Origin of the sequence: Streptomyces sp. NPDC056628, assembly GCF_042792555.1 — a bacterium.
Taxonomy (GTDB): Bacteria; Actinomycetota; Actinomycetes; order Streptomycetales; family Streptomycetaceae; genus Streptomyces.
The window spans coordinates 366,170-386,012 of the sequence record NZ_JBHTWG010000003.1; the positions used below are offsets into that span (position 1 = coordinate 366,170).

The 19,843-nt window shown below is 73.0% G+C and carries 19 protein-coding genes and 1 pseudogene; 10 read left to right on the forward strand and 10 right to left on the reverse strand.

Annotation, left to right across the window (positions count from 1 at the left end; genetic code table 11):
- Window positions 1-55 precede the first annotated feature (55 nt).
- The 4 genes from ACFRAC_RS07320 to dnaK all read left to right on the forward strand — a co-directional run bounded on the left by ACFRAC_RS07320 (window position 56) and on the right by dnaK (window position 5,421).
- A complete protein-coding gene (locus tag ACFRAC_RS07320) occupies window positions 56-1,117 on the forward strand; it encodes an ATP-binding protein (RefSeq protein ID WP_382922019.1) in 1,062 nt (353 codons plus the stop codon).
- A complete protein-coding gene (locus ACFRAC_RS07325) occupies window positions 1,114-2,919 on the forward strand; it encodes a hypothetical protein (RefSeq protein ID WP_382922021.1) in 1,806 nt (601 codons plus the stop codon). The genes ACFRAC_RS07320 and ACFRAC_RS07325 overlap by 4 nt, the downstream gene beginning before the upstream one ends.
- Window positions 2,920-2,986: 67 nt before the next feature.
- Window positions 2,987-3,415: an OsmC family protein gene (locus ACFRAC_RS07330; RefSeq protein WP_361342009.1), complete on the forward strand. Its 429-nt coding sequence runs from the start codon at window positions 2,987-2,989 to the stop codon at window positions 3,413-3,415.
- A 125-nt stretch (window positions 3,416-3,540) separates the two neighbouring features.
- Window positions 3,541-5,421, forward strand: a complete 1,881-nt coding sequence (gene dnaK, locus ACFRAC_RS07335; protein WP_382922024.1) for a molecular chaperone DnaK — start codon at window positions 3,541-3,543, stop codon at window positions 5,419-5,421.
- Here the strand turns inward: dnaK and narJ are convergent.
- The 4 genes and pseudogenes from narJ to ACFRAC_RS07355 form a co-directional block, all read right to left on the reverse strand.
- The gene (gene narJ / locus ACFRAC_RS07340; RefSeq protein WP_382922026.1) at window positions 5,418-5,912 is read right to left on the reverse strand and encodes a nitrate reductase molybdenum cofactor assembly chaperone; all 495 of its coding nucleotides are present in this window, start codon (window positions 5,910-5,912) and stop codon (window positions 5,418-5,420) included. The two genes, dnaK and narJ, sit on opposite strands and share 4 nt — an antisense overlap.
- Window positions 5,912-6,979 (reverse strand): molybdopterin-dependent oxidoreductase, encoded by a 1,068-nt coding sequence (locus ACFRAC_RS07345; RefSeq protein WP_382922028.1) that lies wholly within the window; start codon window positions 6,977-6,979, stop codon window positions 5,912-5,914. The genes narJ and ACFRAC_RS07345 overlap by 1 nt, the downstream gene beginning before the upstream one ends.
- A gap of 80 nt (window positions 6,980-7,059) precedes the next feature.
- Window positions 7,060-7,143, reverse strand: a pseudogene (locus tag ACFRAC_RS07350) (SAM-dependent methyltransferase); the annotation flags it as partial.
- Window positions 7,144-7,242: 99 nt separating this feature from the next.
- Entirely contained in the window at window positions 7,243-8,106 is an 864-nt protein-coding gene (locus ACFRAC_RS07355; protein ID WP_382922030.1) for a DUF5753 domain-containing protein, read from the reverse strand.
- A gap of 212 nt (window positions 8,107-8,318) precedes the next feature.
- Here ACFRAC_RS07355 and ACFRAC_RS07360 point away from each other — a divergent pair, with 212 nt between their 5' ends.
- A complete protein-coding gene (locus ACFRAC_RS07360) occupies window positions 8,319-8,744 on the forward strand; it encodes a hypothetical protein (protein WP_382922032.1) in 426 nt (141 codons plus the stop codon).
- Here the strand turns inward: ACFRAC_RS07360 and ACFRAC_RS07365 are convergent.
- Window positions 8,726-9,547 carry a helix-turn-helix domain-containing protein gene (locus ACFRAC_RS07365; protein WP_382922034.1) on the reverse strand — a complete coding sequence of 274 codons (822 nt, stop codon included), beginning with the start codon at window positions 9,545-9,547 and terminating at the stop codon, window positions 8,726-8,728. The two genes, ACFRAC_RS07360 and ACFRAC_RS07365, sit on opposite strands and share 19 nt — an antisense overlap.
- A gap of 104 nt (window positions 9,548-9,651) precedes the next feature.
- Here ACFRAC_RS07365 and ACFRAC_RS07370 point away from each other — a divergent pair, with 104 nt between their 5' ends.
- From ACFRAC_RS07370 to ACFRAC_RS07385, 4 genes are all read left to right on the forward strand, one after another.
- Window positions 9,652-9,954 carry a 4a-hydroxytetrahydrobiopterin dehydratase gene (locus ACFRAC_RS07370; protein WP_382922036.1) on the forward strand — a complete coding sequence of 101 codons (303 nt, stop codon included), beginning with the start codon at window positions 9,652-9,654 and terminating at the stop codon, window positions 9,952-9,954.
- A gap of 5 nt (window positions 9,955-9,959) precedes the next feature.
- Window positions 9,960-10,700: a class I SAM-dependent methyltransferase gene (locus ACFRAC_RS07375; protein ID WP_382922039.1), complete on the forward strand. Its 741-nt coding sequence runs from the start codon at window positions 9,960-9,962 to the stop codon at window positions 10,698-10,700.
- 86 nt (window positions 10,701-10,786) lie between these two features.
- Entirely contained in the window at window positions 10,787-11,650 is an 864-nt protein-coding gene (locus ACFRAC_RS07380; RefSeq protein WP_382922041.1) for a class I SAM-dependent methyltransferase, read from the forward strand.
- A 90-nt stretch (window positions 11,651-11,740) separates the two neighbouring features.
- Entirely contained in the window at window positions 11,741-12,442 is a 702-nt protein-coding gene (locus ACFRAC_RS07385; protein ID WP_382922044.1) for an SDR family oxidoreductase, read from the forward strand.
- An 80-nt stretch (window positions 12,443-12,522) separates the two neighbouring features.
- On the opposite strand, the gene ACFRAC_RS07390 is transcribed toward ACFRAC_RS07385, so the two are convergent.
- The 3 genes from ACFRAC_RS07390 to ACFRAC_RS07400 form a co-directional block, all read right to left on the reverse strand.
- Complete coding sequence (locus tag ACFRAC_RS07390; RefSeq protein WP_382922046.1) at window positions 12,523-13,359, reverse strand: aldo/keto reductase; 837 nt, start codon at window positions 13,357-13,359, stop codon at window positions 12,523-12,525.
- A gap of 93 nt (window positions 13,360-13,452) precedes the next feature.
- A complete protein-coding gene (locus ACFRAC_RS07395; protein ID WP_382922048.1) occupies window positions 13,453-15,279 on the reverse strand; it encodes an AMP-dependent synthetase/ligase in 1,827 nt (608 codons plus the stop codon).
- Between the two features lie 321 nt (window positions 15,280-15,600).
- Entirely contained in the window at window positions 15,601-16,464 is an 864-nt protein-coding gene (locus ACFRAC_RS07400) for a LysR substrate-binding domain-containing protein (RefSeq protein ID WP_382922049.1), read from the reverse strand.
- A gap of 154 nt (window positions 16,465-16,618) precedes the next feature.
- On the opposite strand from ACFRAC_RS07400, the gene ACFRAC_RS07405 reads away from it, so the two are divergent.
- A complete protein-coding gene (locus tag ACFRAC_RS07405; protein WP_382922051.1) occupies window positions 16,619-17,683 on the forward strand; it encodes a bile acid:sodium symporter family protein in 1,065 nt (354 codons plus the stop codon).
- On the opposite strand, the gene ACFRAC_RS07410 is transcribed toward ACFRAC_RS07405, so the two are convergent.
- Together ACFRAC_RS07410 and fdhD are read right to left on the reverse strand one after the other, a co-directional pair.
- Complete coding sequence (locus ACFRAC_RS07410; RefSeq protein WP_382922054.1) at window positions 17,619-18,854, reverse strand: DUF4185 domain-containing protein; 1,236 nt, start codon at window positions 18,852-18,854, stop codon at window positions 17,619-17,621. The genes ACFRAC_RS07405 and ACFRAC_RS07410 overlap by 65 nt on opposite strands.
- 127 nt (window positions 18,855-18,981) lie before the next feature.
- On the reverse strand, window positions 18,982-19,830 hold the full coding sequence (gene fdhD, locus ACFRAC_RS07415; protein WP_382922056.1) for a formate dehydrogenase accessory sulfurtransferase FdhD: 849 nt from the start codon (window positions 19,828-19,830) through the stop codon (window positions 18,982-18,984).
- Window positions 19,831-19,843: the final 13 nt, after the last annotated feature.

Consider the following 19,843-nt stretch of genomic DNA (forward strand, 5'->3'; position numbering starts at 1 on the left):
ACGGCCACACACTGTTCGAGTCGCATCCCTCGAACACCCCCAAGGAGCCCCTGCCTTGCAGGCAGCCGTCACCGTCACGCCCTCCCGCATCCCGGACCTCCTCCTCGGCCTCGCCACCGTGCGGCCCGTCTTCCTCTGGGGCGCCCCCGGCATCGGAAAGTCCTCCCTGGTCAGGGAGTTCGCCGAGTCCCTGGGCCTGGAGTGCGTGAGCCTGCTGGGCACCCAGCTCGCGCCGGAGGACCTGATCGGAGTGCCGCAGATCCGTGACGGGCGCTCGGTGTTCTGCCCGCCCGAGGCGATCGCCCGCGACGAGCCGTACTGCCTGTTCCTGGACGAGCTGAACGCGGCCACCCCGGATGTGCAGAAGGCGTTCTACTCGCTGATCCTGGACCGCCGGATCGGCGACTACGAGCTGCCCGCGGGGTCCATCGTGATCGGCGCCGGCAACCGGGCCACGGACAACGCGCTCGCCCGGCCCATCGCGTCCGCCCTGGTCAACCGCCTCACCCATGTGCACCTGGAGGCGTCCGCGAAGGACTGGCTCACCTGGGCCGCGGGGAACGGCATCCACCCGTGGATCCTCGACCACCTCACCGACCGCCCCGACCACCTGTGGTCGAAGCCGCCGAAGACCGAGGAGCCCTTCTCCACGCCGCGCTCCTGGCACATGCTCTCCGACGCCCTGCACTCCTTCGGCCGGGACCTCGACGAGGAGACCCTGAAGGTCCTGGCGCACGGCACCCTGACACCGGCGCACGCCACCGCGTTCTGCGGCTACGTCAAGATCGTGCGCAGCCAGTACGGCATCGAGGCCATCATCAAGGGCGACGCCCGCTGGCCGCACCGGACGCAGGACCGCGACCTGCTCTACTACCTCGCCGAGTCGTTCCGCGGCCGGCTGATCAAGGAACTGCCGGCCGGCAAGGACCACATGTCGGCTGCCGGGCGCCAGACCGCCTACCGCGCCAAGGCGCTGCTGGTGCAGCTCGCGGAGATCTCCGTCGAGGTCGCCCAGAGCGTCATCGCCTCCGACGCGGACGGCAACCCCGTCCTGCCGTCCTGGTTCCTCGTGGAGGCGGCCCGGGACATGCCCCGGCTGGTGGAGGCGCGGCGATGAGCCGCCCCCAGGACAAGCGGAAGGGGAACAAGAAGCGGGACCTCGCCGCCGAGGCGTTCGCCGAGGGCCTGCGGCTGGTGCGGGCCAACCCGGCCCTCGCCACCGTCGAGTTCACCGTCTGCCGCCAGGAGACATGCGACCTGGCACCCCGGGACGGGCTCGTCCGCGTCGACTCCGACGGCGACCTGCACGCCCATCCGCACCGGCTCGCCGAACCCGCGGCCTGGGCCTGGGCGATCGCGCACGCCGTCCTGCACCTCGGCTTCGGGCACGTGCCGGCGAGGAAGGGCCCACCGGCGCAGCCCGACCGCGCCGACCTGGCCGCCCGCTGCGTCGTCGTCAACCGGTTCCTGCTCACCTTCCCCGTCGGCGTCGCGCCCGACCACCTGCCGGTGGCGTACCCCGACGGCGACGAGGAGCAGTTGGCCGCCCGCTGGCGCCGCGACGGCGTCCCGCCCGGCTACGAGCGCTGCGGTACGGCGGGCCCCGAACCCGACCTGCTGCTCGTGGAGTGGAAGGGCTGGTTCGGCTCGCCCCCGGACCACCAGCTCGCCTTCGCGACCGCTCTGACCCGGACCGTCTCCACCGCGATGGACGTGGCGGGCGGCCGCCGCGACTCCATGGCCGGCGAGCCCGTGAAGAAGCGGCCCTGGCAGTGGGCCCTGGAGTGGTTCATCAGCTCCTACCCGCTGCTCGGCGGCCTCGCGGCCGGCATCAAGCTGGTCGCCGACGCCGAACTGGCCCGCGCGCACGGCATCTCCGTCGCCGCCGTCAACGCCGAGGCCGGCGAGATCTACCTCAACCCGCTGCGGACGTTCGAGGACGAGGAGTGGCGGTTCGTCCTCGCCCACGAGATGCTGCACGCCGCCCTGCGCCACGGCGACCGCTGCGGCCCCCGCGACCCGTACCTGTTCAACGTCGCCTGCGACTACGTCGTGAACGGCTGGCTGCGGGACATGCAGGTCGGGCAGATGCCCGAAGGGCTGCTGTACGACGCCCGGTTCGGCGGCCTGTCCGCCGAGGAGGTGTACGACCGGATCGCCGGCGACCTGCGCCGGATGCGCCGGCTGGCCACCCTGCGCGGCAAGGGCGCCGGTGACGTGCTCGGCACCCCGCTCGGCCCGCCCGGGGCGTACTGCGACCTCGACGAGTTCTACCGCCGGGGCCTCGCGCAGGGCCTCGACCTGCACCAGCGGCAGCAGCGCGGCTTCCTGCCCGGCGGCCTGGTCCAGGAGATCCGCGCCCTCAGCCACCCGCCGCTGCCCTGGGACGCGCGGCTCGCCCGCTGGTTCGACGAGTTCGTGCCCCGCCCGGAGCCGCTGCGCAGCTACGCCCGCCCCGCCCGCCGGCAGGCGTCCACGCCGGACATCCCGCGGGCCGGACGCCGGTACCCGCCCGAGGAGATCGCCCGCTGCACCTTCGGTGTCGTCCTGGACACCTCCGGCTCCATGAGCGCCGGCCTGCTCGGCAAGGCGCTGGGCGCGATCGCCTCGTACGCCGAGGCGCGGGACGTCCCGGCGGCACGGGTCGTCTTCTGCGACGCCGGTCCCTACGACGCCGGCTACCTGGCGGTGAGTGACATCGCGGGACGGGTCCGGGTGCGGGGCCGGGGCGGCACGGTCCTGCAGCCCGGGATCGACCTCCTGGAGCGCGCCGACGACTTCCCGCCCGGCGCGCCCGTGCTCGTCATCACCGACGGCGACTGCGACGTGCTGCGGGTGCGGCGCGAGCACGCGTACCTGATCCCGCCGGGGCGGCGGCTGCCGTTCACCCCACGTGGGCCGGTCTTCCGGGTGAGTTGAGCCGGAGTGTGATCGGATGGGGGACACGGGCCCTGCGAGAACGGGCCCACACGCGAAAGGAAGAACCGTGGCTACCACGCGCTCCGCACACACCGTCTGGGAAGGCAACCTGACCGAGGGCAGCGGTGTCGTCAACTTCGACTCCTCCGGTGCCATCGCGGCGCAGCCGGTCACGTGGGCCTCCCGCTCCCAGGACGCGAACGGCAAGACCAGCCCGGAGGAGCTGATCGCCGCCGCTCACTCCAGCTGCTTCTCCATGGCCCTCTCGCACGCCCTGAACGGTGCGGGCACCCCGCCCACCAAGCTCGTCACCTCGGCGGACGTCAGCTTCCAGCCGGGTGAGGGCATCACCGGCATCCACCTCAACGTCGAGGGCACCGTGCCGGGCATCGACAACGACGCCTTCGTCGCCGCCGCCGAGGACGCCAAGGCCAACTGCCCGGTGAGCCAGGCGCTGAGCGGCACGACGATCACGCTGTCCGCGAAGCTCGCCTGACGCCGCGCTGAGCGCCCGCTCAGTGCCGTGCGGCGCCCTCCCGCCCGGGTCCCGGTCCCATTGACAAGGACCCGCTCGCGTCTTGTGCTGGAGTTCAAGGGGCTCCCGGGTGGAAGGGGACAGCGATGGCACGCGCGGTCGGGATCGATCTCGGGACCACGAACTCGGTGGTCGCCGTCCTGGAGGGCGGCGAGCCGACGGTCGTCGCCAACGCCGAGGGGGCCCGGACGACTCCCTCGGTCGTGGCCTTCGCCAAGAACGGCGAGGTGCTCGTCGGCGAGGTGGCCAAACGGCAGGCGGTGACCAACGTCGACCGCACCGCCCGCTCCGTGAAGCGGCACATGGGCGACACGACCTGGCGCTTCCCCGAGAAGGGCGACGTGGACGGCACCCGGTACCGGGCGCAGGAGCTGTCCGCCCGCGTCCTGCAGAAACTGAAGCGGGACGCCGAGTCCTACCTCGGCGAGGACGTCACCGACGCGGTGATCACCGTGCCCGCCTACTTCGACGACTCCCAGCGGCAGGCCACCAAGGAGGCCGGGGAGATCGCCGGCCTGAAGGTCCTCAGGATCATCAACGAGCCCACGGCCGCCGCCCTCGCCTACGGCCTCGACCGGGGCGAGGAGCAGACGGTCCTGGTCTTCGACCTCGGCGGCGGCACCTTCGACGTCTCCCTGCTGGAGATCGGCGACGGCGTCATCGAGGTCAAGGCCACCAACGGCGACACCCACCTCGGCGGCGACGACTGGGACCAGCGGGTCGTCGAGTACCTGGTGAAGAAGTTCAAGGGCGAGAACGGCATCGACCTCGGCGGCGACAAGATGGCCCTGCAGCGGCTGCGCGAGGGCGCCGAGAAAGCCAAGATCGAACTGTCCAGCTCCACCGAGACGACGATCAACCTGCCGTACGTCACCGCCTCCGCCGAAGGCCCCCTGCACCTGGACGAGAAGCTGACCCGGGCCCAGTTCCAGGAGCTCACCGCGGATCTCCTCGACCGCTGCAAGACCCCCTTCCACCAGGCGGTCAAGGACGCGGGCATCAAGCTGTCCGCCGTCGACCACGTCATTCTCGTCGGCGGCTCCACCCGGATGCCGGCCGTCACCGACCTGGTCAGGGAGCTCACCGGGAAGGACCCGCACAAGGGCGTCAACCCCGACGAGGTCGTCGCCGTCGGCGCGGCCCTCCAGGCCGGCGTCATCCGCGGCGACGTCAAGGACGTCCTGCTGCTCGACGTCACCCCGCTGTCCCTGGGCATCGAGACCAAGGGCGGCATCATGACGAAGCTCATCGAGCGCAACACGACGATCCCGACCCGGCGTTCGGAGATCTTCACCACCGCCGCCGACAACCAGCCGTCGGTCGGCATCCAGGTCTACCAGGGCGAACGCGAGATCGCCGCCTACAACAAGAAGCTCGGCGTCTTCGACCTCACCGGGCTGCCCCCGGCCCCGCGCGGGGTGCCGCAGATCGAGGTCGCCTTCGACATCGACGCCAACGGGATCATGCACGTCTCCGCCAAGGACCTGGCGACGGGCCGCGAGCAGAAGATGACCGTGACCGGCGGCTCGGCCCTGCCCAAGGACGACATCGACCGGATGATGCGGGAGGCCGAGCAGTACGCGGAGGAGGACCGCAAACGCCGGGAGGCGGCGGAGACCAGGAACCAGGCCGAGCAACTCGTCTACCAGACCGAGAACTTCCTCCGCGACAACGAGGACCGGATCCCCGCCGAGATCCGCGCGGAGGTCGAACCGGCGATCAGGGAGGTCAAGGAACTGCTGGAGGGGAACGCCGAGACGAACGCGCTGCGCACCGGGGTCGAGAAACTCGCCACGGTCAGCCAGAAGATGGGCCAGGCGATGTACGCCCAGACCGGGCAGACGTCCGCCGACGGCGCCTCGGGACCCGGCGGGGACCAGAGCCGGCCGCGGGAGGACGACGGCGTGGTGGACGCGGAGATCGTCGACGACGACAAGGACACGAAGGACACGAAGGATGCGACCTAGAGGCGGCCTGCCGCGGGCGCGGCCGGCAGTGTGGCGCAGACCGCGTCCAAGACGGCCGCGTACGGCGTGCAGGCCGCCGTGAGACGGCCGCGCAGCCGCTCCAGGCAGTCCCGATGCTCCCGCAGGAGGTCGTCGGTGCCGGTGCGGGACGAGAACTCCAGTACGGCGGGCAGGAAGTCGGGCAGCTCCTCGCCGGTGAACTCCAGGCCGTTCGCGTGGTAGAGCTCCTTCAGCCGCTCCAGCGAGATGCCGCGCCGCCGGGCGTCCCCGTCGCGCCACCACGTCAGGTAGAGGCTGTGCCCGTGCTCCAGGTCGAACACCTCGACGTAGTGCGCGGCCAGTGCACGCGGCGGGGTGACCGCCGCGTGGTCGGTGAACGCGCGCAGCTGCGGGGCGGCTTCACGCAACAGGGGCAGCCGTGCCCGGAAGTCGTCGTCCGGGTAGGTCAGGCAGAGCGCGGCCGCCTGGTACAGCACCTCGTAGGAGGACATCAGATCTCCTCGGCCTCGGGTGTGCGGGTCGTACGGATCACGGCGGGGGACTCCGCCGCCGGTACCACGGTCCGTTCCTCGTCCGGAGCGGTCGCCGGCAGCCGGTACAGCTCCTCCAGCGCCTGGGCCCGGCGTACGGCTCCGGCTCGGCCGCCGGCGTCGAAGTGGGGGAGGAGGACCTCGACCCCGGCCGTGACCTCACGGCCGTACAGGCTCAGCGCCGGGGACATGACCCCCGGTCCGGTGCTGCCGTCGGGGACGGCCGCGCGGCCGGTGGCCTCGTCCAGTACGACCGCCCGGCCCTCGGCGTTCCCGCCCCGGCGCCCCAGGTCGGACGCGCGCAGGGAGGTGCCGGGCGCGTACGTGCCGTCGGCGCGCTCCTCCAGCGTGATCAGGAACGGCAGATCCGTGCACCGGCGCGCGTGGTCCACGAAGAACGGCGGCGCGCGGTCGGCGAAGAACTCCTTGAGGGCGACGTGCCCCATCGCCAGGGTCGGCGCGCCGTCCGTGCCGGGGTGCGGATGCAGCACCTCGTCGGCGAGCCGGGTACCGCCCGCCCGCTCGTCGGGGGCGATCGCGACGACCTTCTGGCCCCGGTAGCGGGCCCGCGCCGGCCGCCGCGCGTCCGGGAGGTCCCCGCCCCACACCAGCAGATACGCCGCGTCCGCCCAGTCGTGCCCGGGCGGGGACGCCGCGGACACCAGCACCGGCGCGCCGATCAGCGTGTGGAAGCGGGCGCCGGGCGCGTCGGCCGGGAACAGCCCGGCGATCCGGTCGGGGCCGTACGCCGCGAGGGTGTGGACGTACGCCGCCGCGACCAGTTCGACGGCCTCGTCCCAGCCCGCCCACTCCAGCGGGCCCCCGCCGCGCGCCCGCTGGTACCGGCGGTGGCGCTCCGGGTCGCCCTGGACATCCGCCCAGGCCGGCACCGGGTCCCGCAGCCGCCGTCTGGCCTCCCGGTACGGCTCCAGGAGCGCGCCGCGCACACGCGGGTCCCGGAGCGGGCCGGCCGGCGGTGCCGGTCCCGGCGCCTCCGGCGGCGCGGGCGCTATCGCGGTGTCGGTCACAGGCGCTCCCTTGCTCGGCCCTGGTGTGACGAACCTAGGGCGGGGCGGGGGAGCGCACCCGTTCACGGCGCCCGTACGGGTCAGGGCTTGCGGGCGACCCCCGCGTACACCGGCACGATGCCCTCCGCCTGCGCGGCCACGTCCTGCGGCTCGGGACGCCGGCCGTGGAACCGGCTGGTGTCGACCCGGGTGGGCGCCGACTCGGAAGCGGACACGCGGTGCTCTCCTCGGACGCTCGACGAACGGGGACGACGGCCTCTGTCTCAGTACTCCTCGCGGAACTCCCGCAGGAGCTTCTCGGTGCGCTCGGCCGACGCGGCGGCCGTGGACATGTGGTCCAGCACCTCCAGGTGCGCGGCGACCTCTTCCCGCGAGTCCAGGTACAGCGCGCCGGACAGGTACTCCGTGGTGACCATGTCCGGCAGCTCCGGCTCGGCGAAGCGGAACAGCGAGAACGGCGCGTACGTCCCGGGGTGCGGGCCCGACGCGAACTCGGCGATCTGCAGGGTGACCCGGTCGCGCTCGGCGAACTCCAGCAGCTTGTCCACCTGGTCGCGCATCACCTCGGAGGTGTCGCCGACCGGCCGCCGCAGCACCGTCTCGTCCATGATCACCCACAGGTGGGGTGGGTCGGGGCGCTCCAGCAGCCGCTGCCGTTCCATCCGCAGCGACACGTGCCGCTCGATCGCCTCGGGGCCCTTCTGCGCGATCGTCCCGTTCGTCATCACGTCGCGCGCGTACGCCTCGGTCTGGAGCAGGCCCGGCACGAAGTGCGGCTCGTAGGAGCGGATGATCCGGGCGGCGCCCTCCAGGCTCACGTACAGGCTGAACCAGTCCGGCAGCACGTCGTGGAACCGCTGCCACCAGCCCGGCTCGTTGGCCTCCTCGGCAAGCGCGAGGAACGCGGCGGTCTCGTCCTCCGGCACGCCGTACGTCTCCAGCAGCACCTGCACGTACGGGATCTTCAGCGCGACCTCGGCCGTCTCCATCCGCCGGACGGTCGCCGCCGCCACCCGCAGGGCCCGCGCGGCCTCGTCGCGGCCCAGTCCGACCGCCTCCCGCAACTCCTGAAGGCGTTTGCCGAGCACCACCTGGCCCACGGTCGGCGCCGGACGCCGCTCACTCACGCCACGCCTCCCCACGCGCCGGAAGTAACGGGTGCAGTCTGCCACGACCCGGCGGCCACGGGGGTACGGCCGTCCCGAGGTCATGACCCGGCAGGTAATCGACGGGCCCGCCGTCGCGCGGGACCGTGGGGCCACCGGGTTCCGGGCCGGCGCACTCCGGCCCGGGACCCGGCCCCCGCACCGCCATTCGACCCGACGGAGGGTGATTCGTCATGTCCGCCACCTCGCTCACCGCGCTCGCCCGGACCTCCCACCCGCAGACCGCGCTGCGCCGCTTCCTGGCCCTGGACGCCGTGGTGACCGGGGCCAACGGTCTCGCCTACCTCGTGGCCTCCGGCCCGCTCGGCCGTCTCCTCGGCGTCGGCCAGGGGTTGCTGCTCGGCCTCGGCGCCCTCCTCGCGGCGTACGCGGGCGGGGTGGCGCTGCTCGCCTCGCGGGCCCGCCCGGCCCGCCTCGGGGTGCGGGCCGTCGTCGAGACCAACCTCGCCTGGGCGGTGCTCAGTGTCGTCGCCCTCGCGCTGTGGCTGACGCCGACCACCGCGGGCGCCGTGTGGATCGTCCTGCAGGCGGCCGTCGTCGCCGGGTTCGCCGCGCTGCAGTACGCGGCGCTGAGGCTCCGTCAGGAGGACAGCGACTGAAGGTACTTGACCGTCGCCGGGTCGGCCGGGAGCAGCGTCTCGATGGCCAGCTCGGCCACGGTCACGTCCATCGGGGTGTTGAACGTGGAGATGGAGGACGTGAACGACAGCACCCGGCCCTCGTGCTCGATCCGCATCGGCAGCGCGAAGTACGCGACCGGGTCCGCCGGAGTCCCGTCCCGCGGCGCCCCCTCGGGCAGGGGATAGGCGGCGACCTCCTCGTGGAGCCGGCGCAGCGGCTCGGAGCGGCGCAGCGCGATCTGCCGCTCCATCTGCGCGAGGAGATGCCCCCGCCACTCCCGCAGATTGACGATGCGCGGCGCCAGCCCCTCCGGATGCAGGGTCAGACGCATCGCGTTGAGCGGCGGCTCCAGCAGATGCCCGGGGATGCCGTCGAGGAGCATCAGGACCCCCCGGTTGGCCGCGTGCACGTCGTACAGCGCGTCCACCACGAGCGCCGGGTAGGGCTCGTAGCCCTGGATCAGGCGCTCCATGCCGGCGCGCAGCGCGTCCAGCGCCGGGTCGTCCAGCGGGGTCTCCGGGTAGCGGGGCGCGTACCCCGCGGCCAGCAGCAGCGCGTTGCGCTCGCGCACCGGCACGTCCAGGTGCTCGGCGAGCCGCAGCACCATCTCCTCGCTGGGCCGGGAGCGGCCCGTCTCGACGAAGCTGATGTGCCGTGCCGAGGAGCCGGCGCGCAGCGCCAACTCCAGCTGGCTGACCCGGCGCTGCTCGCGCCAGGCCCGCAGCAGGGGGCCCACGCCCCGGTCGGCGGGGGCGGCCGGGGCGGACGGGAGGGCGGTCATGGGACGACCGTAGCCGACGGGCGCGCACCGGTGACCAGGACCGGGCCCCTCGCGCTGTGGCAGGCTGAGGACGAACCCTCCCGTCTGCTGGAAGGAGCGAGGCCATGGCTGTCGAACCGCTGTCGCAGAAGGAGATCGAGGACCGGCTCCCCGAGCTGCCCGGCTGGTCCAGGGACGGCGACCGTATCGCCCGCTCCTACCGGCTGGCCTCGCACTTCGCCGCCACCGCGATGGTCGTGCACATCGCCCAGGTGCAGGAGGAGCTCGACCACCACTCCGACCTCACCCTCGGCTACCACACGGTGTCGCTCACCGTGAACACCCACACCGTCGGCGGCGTGACCGAGAAGGACTTCGCGCTCGCCCGCCGGATCGAGGCCCTGGCCCCCGTCCACGGCGCGCAGTGACGGCCGTGCTGGACTACGACAAGGAAGCGGAGCGCTACGACGCCTCGCGCGGCGGGGAGGCCAGGGCGCGGGCCGCCGCCGGGGCCGTACGGGGCTTCCTCCCCGAGGGCACCCGGCGGCTGCTCGACGTGGCCTGCGGCACCGGCATCGTCACCCGCCTGCTCGCGGCCGAGGACGGCCTCTCGGTGACCGGGGTCGACCTGACCCCCGCCATGGCCCGGCTGGCCGCGGCGCGGCTGCCCGGCTCGATACTCCTCGCCGACGCCCGCAGGCTGCCGTTCCGGGACGGAAGCTTCGACGCCGTCAGCAGTGTGTGGCTCTTACACCTGGCGGCGACCTCCGGGGACGTCCGCACCCTGGTCGGCGAGTGCGCCCGCGTCCTGCGGCCGGGCGGGGTGTACGTCACCACCGTCGGCAAGGCCGCCGCGCACAACGTGGGCAGCGACATCGACGCCGTCCTCGCCGCCCGTCCCCGCAGCCCGGCCATGGACGAGGCCGCCCGTGTGCGGTCCTACGCCCGCGACCACGGCCTCCTCCCCGCCGGACAGGCCCGCTTCACCGGCCACGGCCAGGGCCGCAGCCCCCGGCGCACGGTGGCCGACCTGCGCCGCGGCTGGTTCGGCACCCTCCCACCCGGCGACCCCCTCTCCGAGACCTTCGCCACCCGCCTGTCCGCCCTCCCCGACCAGGACCGCCCCCGCCCGGACCCGGTCTTCACGATCGTGGCCTTCCGCAAACCGGAGTGACGCTCCCGTCGGCACCGCGTGGGCGGTCGCCGTGGGGCGGTGCGTCTTCGCACGCCGGTGGGGATGGAGAGGGGAGGCTGAGGGGCATGGCGCATCATCACGAGCACACCGACATCGACTGGGGCGAGATGGGCCCGCGGCTGGAGGCCCAGGCCGAGCTGTTCACGCCCCTGTACGAGCACGCCATGGCGTGGCTCGCCAAGCGGCAGACCGAGCCGGGGCTGGTCGTGGACGCGGGCAGCGGGCCGGGGGTCGTGGCCTGTCTGCTGGCCGACACCTTCCCGGGGGCCCGGGTCGTCGCGGTCGACGCCTCGCGGCCCCTGCTGGACCGGGCCCGGGAGAGGGCCGAGCGGCTCGGGGTCGCGGACCGCTTCGACACGCTCGCCGGTGAACTGCCCGGCGTCCTGGGCGATCTGGACTATCCCGCCGACCTGTTGTGGGCGGGCCGCAGCCTGCACCATCTGGGCGACCAGCGGGCCGCGCTGGCCGCTTTCGCCGAGCGGCTCGCCTTCGGCGGCACCCTGGCCCTGCAGGAGGGTGGTCTGCCCACCCGGTTCCTGCCGCGCGACATCGGGTTCGGGCGCCCGGGGCTCCAGGCGCGGCTCGACGTGGTGGAGGGGGAGTGGTTCGCGCGGATGCGGGCCGACCTGCCCGGTTCCGTCGCCGAGGCGGAGGACTGGACCGCCCTGCTGGCCGCCGCCGGACTGCGCCCCAGCGGCACCCGGACCTTCCTGCTGGACCTGCCGGCCCCGACCACGGACCGCGCCCGCGCGTACGCCGTCGACACCCTCACCCGCACCCGCGCGGTCCTGGGCGACCGGCTGGACGCCGACGACCGCGCCACCCTCGACCGGCTCCTCGACCCGGGTGACGAGGCGAGCGTCCACCACCGCCCGGACGTGTTCGTCCTGGCGGCGCAGTCGGTGTTCACGGCCGTCCGTGCGCGATGAAGTCCCCTGGAAAAAAGGCGACTTGACTTCGAGAGCGCTCCAAGTGATGGACTCCCCCTCAAGCACGCACCGACATGCAGGGGGACCACCATGACCGATTCTCCGGCCGCGCTGATCACCGGCGGCGGCAGCGGCATCGGCGCCGCCGTCGCACGGGGCCTGCTGGACGCCGGCCACCGGGTCGCCGTCACCGGCCGCGGCGAGGAGCGCCTGCGGCGCTTCGCCGACGAAGTGGGGCGGCCCGGGCAGCTGCTCACCCTCGTGGGCGACTCCGCCCGGTACGAGGACGTCCAGGCCGCGGTGGACACCACGCTCAAGGCGTTCGGCCGGCTGGACACGGTCGTCGCCAACGCCGGTTTCGCCACGCACGACTCCGTCGCCCAGGGAGACCCGGCCGGCTGGCCGGAGATGGTGCTGACCAACGTCCTCGGCCCGGCCCTGCTGATCCGCGCCTCGATCGACGCCCTCAAGGAGAGCCGCGGCCGGATCGTGCTGGTCGGCAGCGTCGCCGGCTTCGTGCCGACGGCCGGCAACCTCTACGGCGCGACGAAGTGGGCGGTGACCGGGCTCGCCGAGAACACCCGGCGCGAGGTCACCGCATGGGGGGTCGGGGTCACGCTCGTCGCACCGGGGCGCGTCGAGACGCCGTTCTGGGACGGGCTCGGCAGCCTGCCTCCGGGTGATCTGCTGACCGCCGACCAGATCGCGGACTCGGTGGTGTGGGCCGTCCGGCAGCCCGAGGGAGTGGACGTCAACACCGTCGTCGTACGGCCGCTCGGGCAGCCCAACTGACCCGGCGGAAGCCCCGGGAACAGTACGGCCGCCGCTCGCGACAGGCGAGCGGCGGCCGGACCGTTCACACGGTGGACGCCTCAGGCGGCGTTGAACTCGGCCGGGTCGGGGCCGAGCCGCCGGTCCTCGTTCAGCGCACTGATCGCGGCGAGGTCCTCGTCGTCGAGGCTGAAGTCGAACACGTCGATGTTCTCCTTGATCCGCGACGGCGTCACGGACTTGGGGATCACCACGTTGCCGAGCTGCAGATGCCAGCGCAGCACGATCTGGGCCGGGGTCCGGCCGTGCTTCCGCGCGATCGCGACGATCGCCGGAACCTCCAGCAGCCCCTTGCCCGAGCCGAGCGGCGACCACGCCTCGGTGGCGATGCCCTTCTCGGCGTGGAACGCCCGCGCGGCGTGCTGCTGCAGATGCGGGTGCAGTTCGATCTGGTTGACCGCCGGCACGACCGAGGTCTCCTCGATCAGCCGCTCCAGGTGCTCCGGGAGGAAGTTGGACACGCCGATCGCGCGGACCCGCCCGTCGGCGAGCAGCTTCTCGAACGCCTTGTAGGTGTCCACGTACAACCCGCGCGCCGGCGTGGGCCAGTGGATGAGGTAGAGGTCGACGTACTCCATGCCCAGCTTCTCCAGCGACGTGTCGAAGGCGCGCAGCGTGGAGTCGTAGCCGTGGTCGCTGTTCCAGACCTTGGTGGTGACGAAGACGTCCTCGCGGGGGACGCCGGAGGTGGCGACGGCCTTGCCGGTGCCCGTCTCGTTGCCGTAGATCGCCGCTGTGTCGATGCTGCGGTACCCGGCCTCCAGCGCGGCCGCGACCGCCCGCTCGGCCTCGTCGTCCGGCACCTGCCAGACGCCGAAACCCAGCTGGGGCATCTCGACGCCGTTGTTGAGGATGATCGGGGGGACCTTGCTGCTCACGAGCTCTTGATCCTTACGGTTGCCGACAGGTTGGACTCCCATCGTCAACGATCACGGGCCGTCACGCATTCCTGACCGGAGAAAAACCCGGGCTCAGGCCCGGTACAGCGCCTCCACCTCGTTGGCGTACGCGCTCTCGATCGCCTTGCGCTTCAGCTTCAGCGACGGGGTGAGCAGCCCGTGCTCCTCGGTGAACGGCTGGGCCAGGATCCGGAAGGTGCGGATGGACTCGGCCTGCGAGACCAGTGTGTTCGCGGCGACGACCGCGCGCCGCACCTCGGTCTCCAGATCCGGGTCACGGACCAGCTCCGCCGGTGACATCGGGCGCTTGGCGCGCATCGCCAGCCAGTGCTCGACGGCCTCCTGGTCGAGGGTGACCAGGGCGGCGATGTACGGGCGGTCGTTGCCGACGACGATGCACTGCGCGACCAGCGGGTGGTCGCGCACCCGCTCCTCCAGGACGCCGGGCGAGACGCTCTTGCCGCCGGAGGTCACGAGGATCTCCTTCTTGCGGCCGGTGATGGTGAGGTAGCCGTCCTCGTCGAGGCTGCCCAGGTCGCCGGTGGCGAGCCAGCCGTCGTGCAGCGTCTGGTCGGTGGCCTTCTGGTTGTTCAGATAGCCGAGGAAGACGTTGCTGCCGTTGAGCCAGATCTCGCCGTCGTCGGCGATGTGGACGGTGACGCCCGGGACGGGCTGGCCGACCGTGCCGTACCGGGTGCGTCCGGGCGGGTTGGCCGTCGCGGCCGCCGTGGACTCGGTGAGGCCGTAGCCCTCGTAGATCTGGATGCCCGCGCCCGCGAAGAACAGCCCGAGCCGCCGGTCCATCGCCGAGCCGCCCGACATCGCGTGCCGGATCCGGCCGCCCATGGCGGCGCGCATCTTGGAGTACACGAGCTTGTCGAAGAGCTGGTGCTGCATGCGCAGCCCCGCCGAGGGGCCCGGCCCGGTGCCCCACGCCTTGGCCTCGACGGCGTCGGCGTACCTCACGGCCACGTCGACGGCCTTCTCGAAGGCGCCGGACCTGCCCTCCTTCTCGGCCTTGCGCCGGGCGGCGTTGAAGACCTTCTCGAAGATGTACGGCACGGCCAGGAAGAACGTGGGCCGGAACGCGGCGAGGTCGGGCAGCAGCGCCGCCGCGTGCATCTGCGGCTGGTGGCCGAACCGCACCCTGCCGCGGATCGCGGCGACCTCCACCATCCGCCCGAAGACGTGCGCGAGCGGCAGGAACAGCAGGGTCGCCGCCTCGTCGCCCTTCTTCGAGTGGAACACCGGCTCCCAGCGCTCGATGACCGTGTCGGCCTCGTACATCAGGTTGCCGTGCGAGATGACACAGCCCTTGGGGCGGCCCGTCGTGCCGGAGGTGTAGATCACCGTGGCGATGGACTCGGGGGTGACCGCCTGCCGGTGCCGGTGGACGACCTCGTCGTCGAGGTGCGCGCCCGCGTCGTACAGCTCCTGCACGGCGCCCGCGTCGAGCTGCCACATCTCGTGCAGCCGGGGCAGCCGGTCGATGACGGTGGCGATGGTCATCGCGTGGTCCTCGTGCTCCACGATCGCCGCCGAGCACTCGGCGTCGTACAGCATCCAGAAGCACTGCTCGGCCGAGGAGGTCGGGTAGATCGGGACGACCTGGGCGCCGATGGTCCACAGCGCGAAGTCGAACAGGGTCCACTCGTAACGGGTGCGGGACATGAGCGCGACCCGGTCGCCGAAGCGGATGCCGCGGGCGAGCATCCCCTTGGCCAGGGCCAGCACCTCGTCGCGGAACTCGGCGGCGGTGACGTCCTGCCACTGGCCGTCCCCGTCCTTGCGGCCGAGGACCACGTACCGGGGTTCCTCCTGGGCATGCTCGAAGACGACGTCGGCCAGGCCGCCCACCGGCGGTGCCAACGCCAACGGAGGGTTGGTGAACTCGCGCAAACCCCGCTCCCCGCTCCGATCGCATCGGCTGACGCTCAGCACAGGGCGTGAAAGCTACCCCACCCGTCCTGCGGGCGGGAGGGGGCCGAAAATCGACGGGTGCTCAGGTTTGCACAGGTCAGGGAAGGAAAATGCGCCCACACCGGGCACCGCCGGACACAATACTGACGGTTGAGTAAGTTCCGGGCCCGTAATCTCCACCAAATCCGACCGACTCACTTACCGGGCGAAGGCCCAGTCGATCTTGGGGTGGCGCCCGGGCGGACCGTCCTCTGCTCCCTCAGCGCCCACCGCCCCGAATCTGTCACTCCCGCCGCGCGCTCAGCGCCGGTGCAGCCGGTCCCCGCCCGCCAGGATCGCGCCGGCCAGGGCGTCGGCCGCCGACTGGGCCGCCGTCCGCCGCGGCCCGTGCATCAGGACGAAGTCGACCCGGCCCAGCTCAGGCAGACCCGCCCGCTCGGGCACCCGCACCAGACCCGGCGGGATCAGGCCACGGGAGTGCGCCATCACCCCGAGCCCGGCCCGGGCCGCGGCGATCAGGCCGTTGAGGCTGCCGCTCGTGCAGACGATCCGCCACTGCCGTCCCTGCCGCTCCAGGGCCTCCAGCGCCAGCGCCCGGCTGATCCCGGGCGGCGGGTACACGATCAGCGGCACCGGCCGGTCCGGATCCAGCCGCAGCCGCTCCGCGCCGATCCACACCAGCCGGTCGTGCCAGACGGGCTCGCCCCGCGGGCCCTCCGGCCGCCGCTTGGCCAGTACCAGGTCCAGCTTCCCCGCGGCCAGCTGCTCGTGCAGCGTGCCGGAGAGTTCGACCGTCAGCTCGAGATCGACCTCGGGGTGCTCGTAGCGAAAGCCCTCCAGGATCTCCGGCAGCCGGGTCAGGACGAAGTCCTCGGACGCGCCGAAGCGCAGCCGCCCGCGCAGCCGGGTCCCGGTGAAGAACGCCGTCGCCTGCTCGTGGACCGCGAGGATGCGCCGCGCGAAGCCGAGCATCGCCTCGCCGTCCTCGGTCAGCTCCACCGAGTGCGTGTCCCGGGCGAACAGCGGACGCCCCGTCGCGTCCTCCAGCCGCCGGACGTGCTGGCTGACGGTCGACTGGCGCAGGCCGAGCCGGCGGGCCGCCCGCGTGAAACTGAGCGTCTGGGCCACCGTCAGGAAGGTGCGCAGCTGGGAGGGGTCGTACACACCGCCAGCGTAACCCCGCTCATCGCGAAACGTGATGACAGTCAGAGTGGTATGCCGGATTCCCGATCAAAGGACGGCGGGGGACGATGGAGAGGGCACGTCCGTGCCGGGAACCCGACGTACAGCGAAGCGACGAGCGAAGTAGTGGAGCACAGTGAAACGCCTGCACTGGCCGCGGTGGATGCCGATCGACCCGTACATCCTGATGCTGCTCGGGACGGTCGGCATCGCCGCCCTGCTCCCGGCGCGCGGGACGGCCTCCGACGTGGCCTCGGGCGCCTCCACGGCCGCCATCGCCTTCCTGTTCTTCCTCTACGGCGCCCGGCTGTCCACCCGTGAGGCCCTCGACGGACTCAAGCACTGGCGGCTCCACGTCACCGTCCTCGCCTGCACCTTCGTGATCTTCCCGCTGCTGGGCCTCGCGGCCCGCGGACTCGTCCCGGTGATCCTCACCGACCCGCTCTACCAGGGGCTGCTCTTCCTCACCCTGGTCCCGTCCACCATCCAGTCCTCCATCGCCTTCACCTCGATGGCCCGCGGCAACGTCCCGGCGGCGATCTGCGCGGGCTCCTTCTCCTCACTGGTGGGCATCGTCCTCACCCCGCTCCTCGCGGCGGCCGTGCTCGGCGGCGACGGCGGCGGCTTCTCCGCCGACTCGGTCGTGAAGATCGTGTTGCAGCTGCTCGTGCCGTTCGTCGCCGGGCAGCTGCTGCGCCGCTGGATCGGCGGTTTCGTCGCCCGGCACCGCAAGGTCCTCGGACTCGTCGACCGCGGCTCGATCCTGCTCGTCGTCTACACCGCGTTCAGCGCGGGCATGGTCCAGGGCATCTGGCACCAGGTCAGCCCCGTCCGGCTGGCCGGCCTGCTCGCCGTCGAGGCCGTGCTGCTGGCCGTGATGCTCGCCCTGACCTGGTACGGCGCCAAGGCGCTGGGGTTCGGCCGCGCGGACCGTATCGCCATCCAGTTCGCCGGCTCCAAGAAGTCCCTGGCCTCCGGGCTGCCCATGGCCAGCGTCCTGTTCGGCGCGCACGCCTCGCTGGCCGTGCTGCCGCTGATGCTCTTCCACCAGATGCAGCTGATGGTGTGCGCGGTCATCGCCAAACGGCGCTCCCACGACCCCGAGGCCGAGGCCGACTCCGACGGCGACGACCCGGTCAGCGGGCGGGGGTCAGCCGCAGCGTCACGAACCGCGGTCGGTACCGGGACACGTCACGGCTGAGCTGGGCGGCGGCGTCGGCCGGCTCCAGCCAGTTGACGTCGTAGCTCAGCACGAGGCGTTCGCCGCCGCCCAGCTCGGGATGGACCTGCGGGTTGTACGCCGCGAGGCCCCCGCCGCGCGGCAGCGCGGGGGCGAAGGGCCGGCCGGGACCGTGCCAGGGGCCGGCGGGTGAACACGCCCAGTACGACGTCACCGTCCTCAGACCCGCCGTGCCCGCCGCCATCGTGAACAGCACGTACGTCCCGTCCACCCGGGCCACCGAGAACGCGCTGCCCACCCCGGTGCGCCGTCCGTCCCCCAGCACCGGCCGGGGCCGCGCGGGCGGCCCGCCCCACCCCGAGCCGTCCCAGTACCGCCAGGCGTCCGGCTCGCCCAGCCGGCCCGCCGGTACCCGCGCGAGGTACGCCCGGGAGACCGGGCGGGCGGCGGCCCGGCCGTCGTCGCCCCCGAAGACGTACGTCCAGCCGTCCTCCTCGACCAGCGTCGTGCCGTACAGCACCCGCCGGGACGGGTCCGGCACCCCCTGCTGGTCGGCGACCCGCACGGCCGACTCCACCCGCAGGTCCGGCAGGGAGAGCGTGGCGACCTCGGTGGCGACCGGCACCCCGTAGATCCAGGGCGACGGCCCGGTCGCGCGGACCCACAGCAGCACCCGCAGGACCCGCTCCGGCGCGCCGGGGGAGCGGGGTTCGACGCGGGCCGCGACCGGCCAGCGCCACTGGCCCGGCGCCGGGTCGGGGAAGAGCGGCGCGGGCAGCGTGCGCTCCAGGCGGCCGTCGCGCATCACGACCGCGGAGTTGCGGACCAGCGGAGCGGCGCCCTCCCGCCACGCGGCGGACTCGCCGAACGGGTTGGGCGGCGGGTGCACCCGGCCGAGATAGGTGTCCGAGAACAGCCACAGCAGACGGCCGTCCGGCAGCCGCACCGAGTGGGTGCCGTCGCCGCCGGTCCAGTCGTCGGTGCGGGCGGGGTCGTCGCCGTAGCGGGCGAACTCGGCCGTCAGGGCGCGCTGCGCCGACCAGGATCCGACCGCCCGCGGCCCGCACGCGGCGCCGCCCTCCCGTGCGCCGTCGTCCGGGAGGGCGGTGAGCAGCACGGCCCCGAGCACCAGGGCCAGCAGGAGACCGAGGCCGGTTCCCGCGCGCCGCCGTGCTCGGATGTCGTCGGGCACCCTCGGGACGGTAGTGGCCGGGGGCGCCCCGGTCCATGGGTGGTGGAGCGAACAGTGGGGCCCCGGGGACGGCGCAGGGGGCGCTCCCCGCCGGCCGGGGCCCCTCCGCCGTGTAGCGGGGGCCCGGTCAGCCTCGGGCGGCCGCGGTCCGCAGAGCGAGCCGGTGGTCCCCCGCGTACACGTTCATCGAGCTGCCCCGCAGGAAGCCCACCAGGGTCAGCCCGGTCTCCGCGGCCAGGTCGACCGCGAGCGACGAGGGCGCGGAGACCGCCGCGAGGACGGGGAGGCCCGCCATCACGGCCTTCTGCGCCAGCTCGAAGCTGGCCCGCCCGGACACCAGCAGGATCGCCCGGGACAGCGGCAGGTCCCCGTTCTGCAGGGCCCGGCCGACGAGTTTGTCGACCGCGTTGTGCCGGCCCACGTCCTCGCGGATGTCGATCAGTTCGCCCTCCTCGGAGAAGAGGGCGGCCGCGTGCAGGCCCCCGGTCCGGTCGAAGACCCGCTGGGCCGCGCGGAGCCGGTCGGGGAGGCTCGCGAGCAGGTCGGGGTCGACCCGGACCGGGGGAGTGTCGGCGATCGGCCAGCGGGCCGTCGTCCGCACCGCGTCCAGGCTCGCCTTGCCGCACAGCCCGCAGGACGAGGTGGTGTAGACGTTCCGTTCGAGGGTGATGTCGGGGACGGTCACGCCCGGCGCGGTCTTCACGTCCACCACGTTGTACGTGTTGGACCCGTCGGCGGTCGCGCCCGCGCAGTAGACGATGTTCTGCAGGTCCGCCTGCTCGGCGAGGACGCCCTCGCTCACCAGGAACCCGGCGGCGAGCGCGAAGTCGTCGCCCGGGGTGCGCATGGTGATGGCGAGCGGCTTGCCGTTCAGCCGGATCTCCAGAGGTTCCTCCGCGACGAGGGTGTCCGGCCGGGTGGAGACCGCCCCGTCCCTGATCCGGATCACCTTGCGTCGTTCCGTGACTCGTCCCATGTCTCGATCAGTC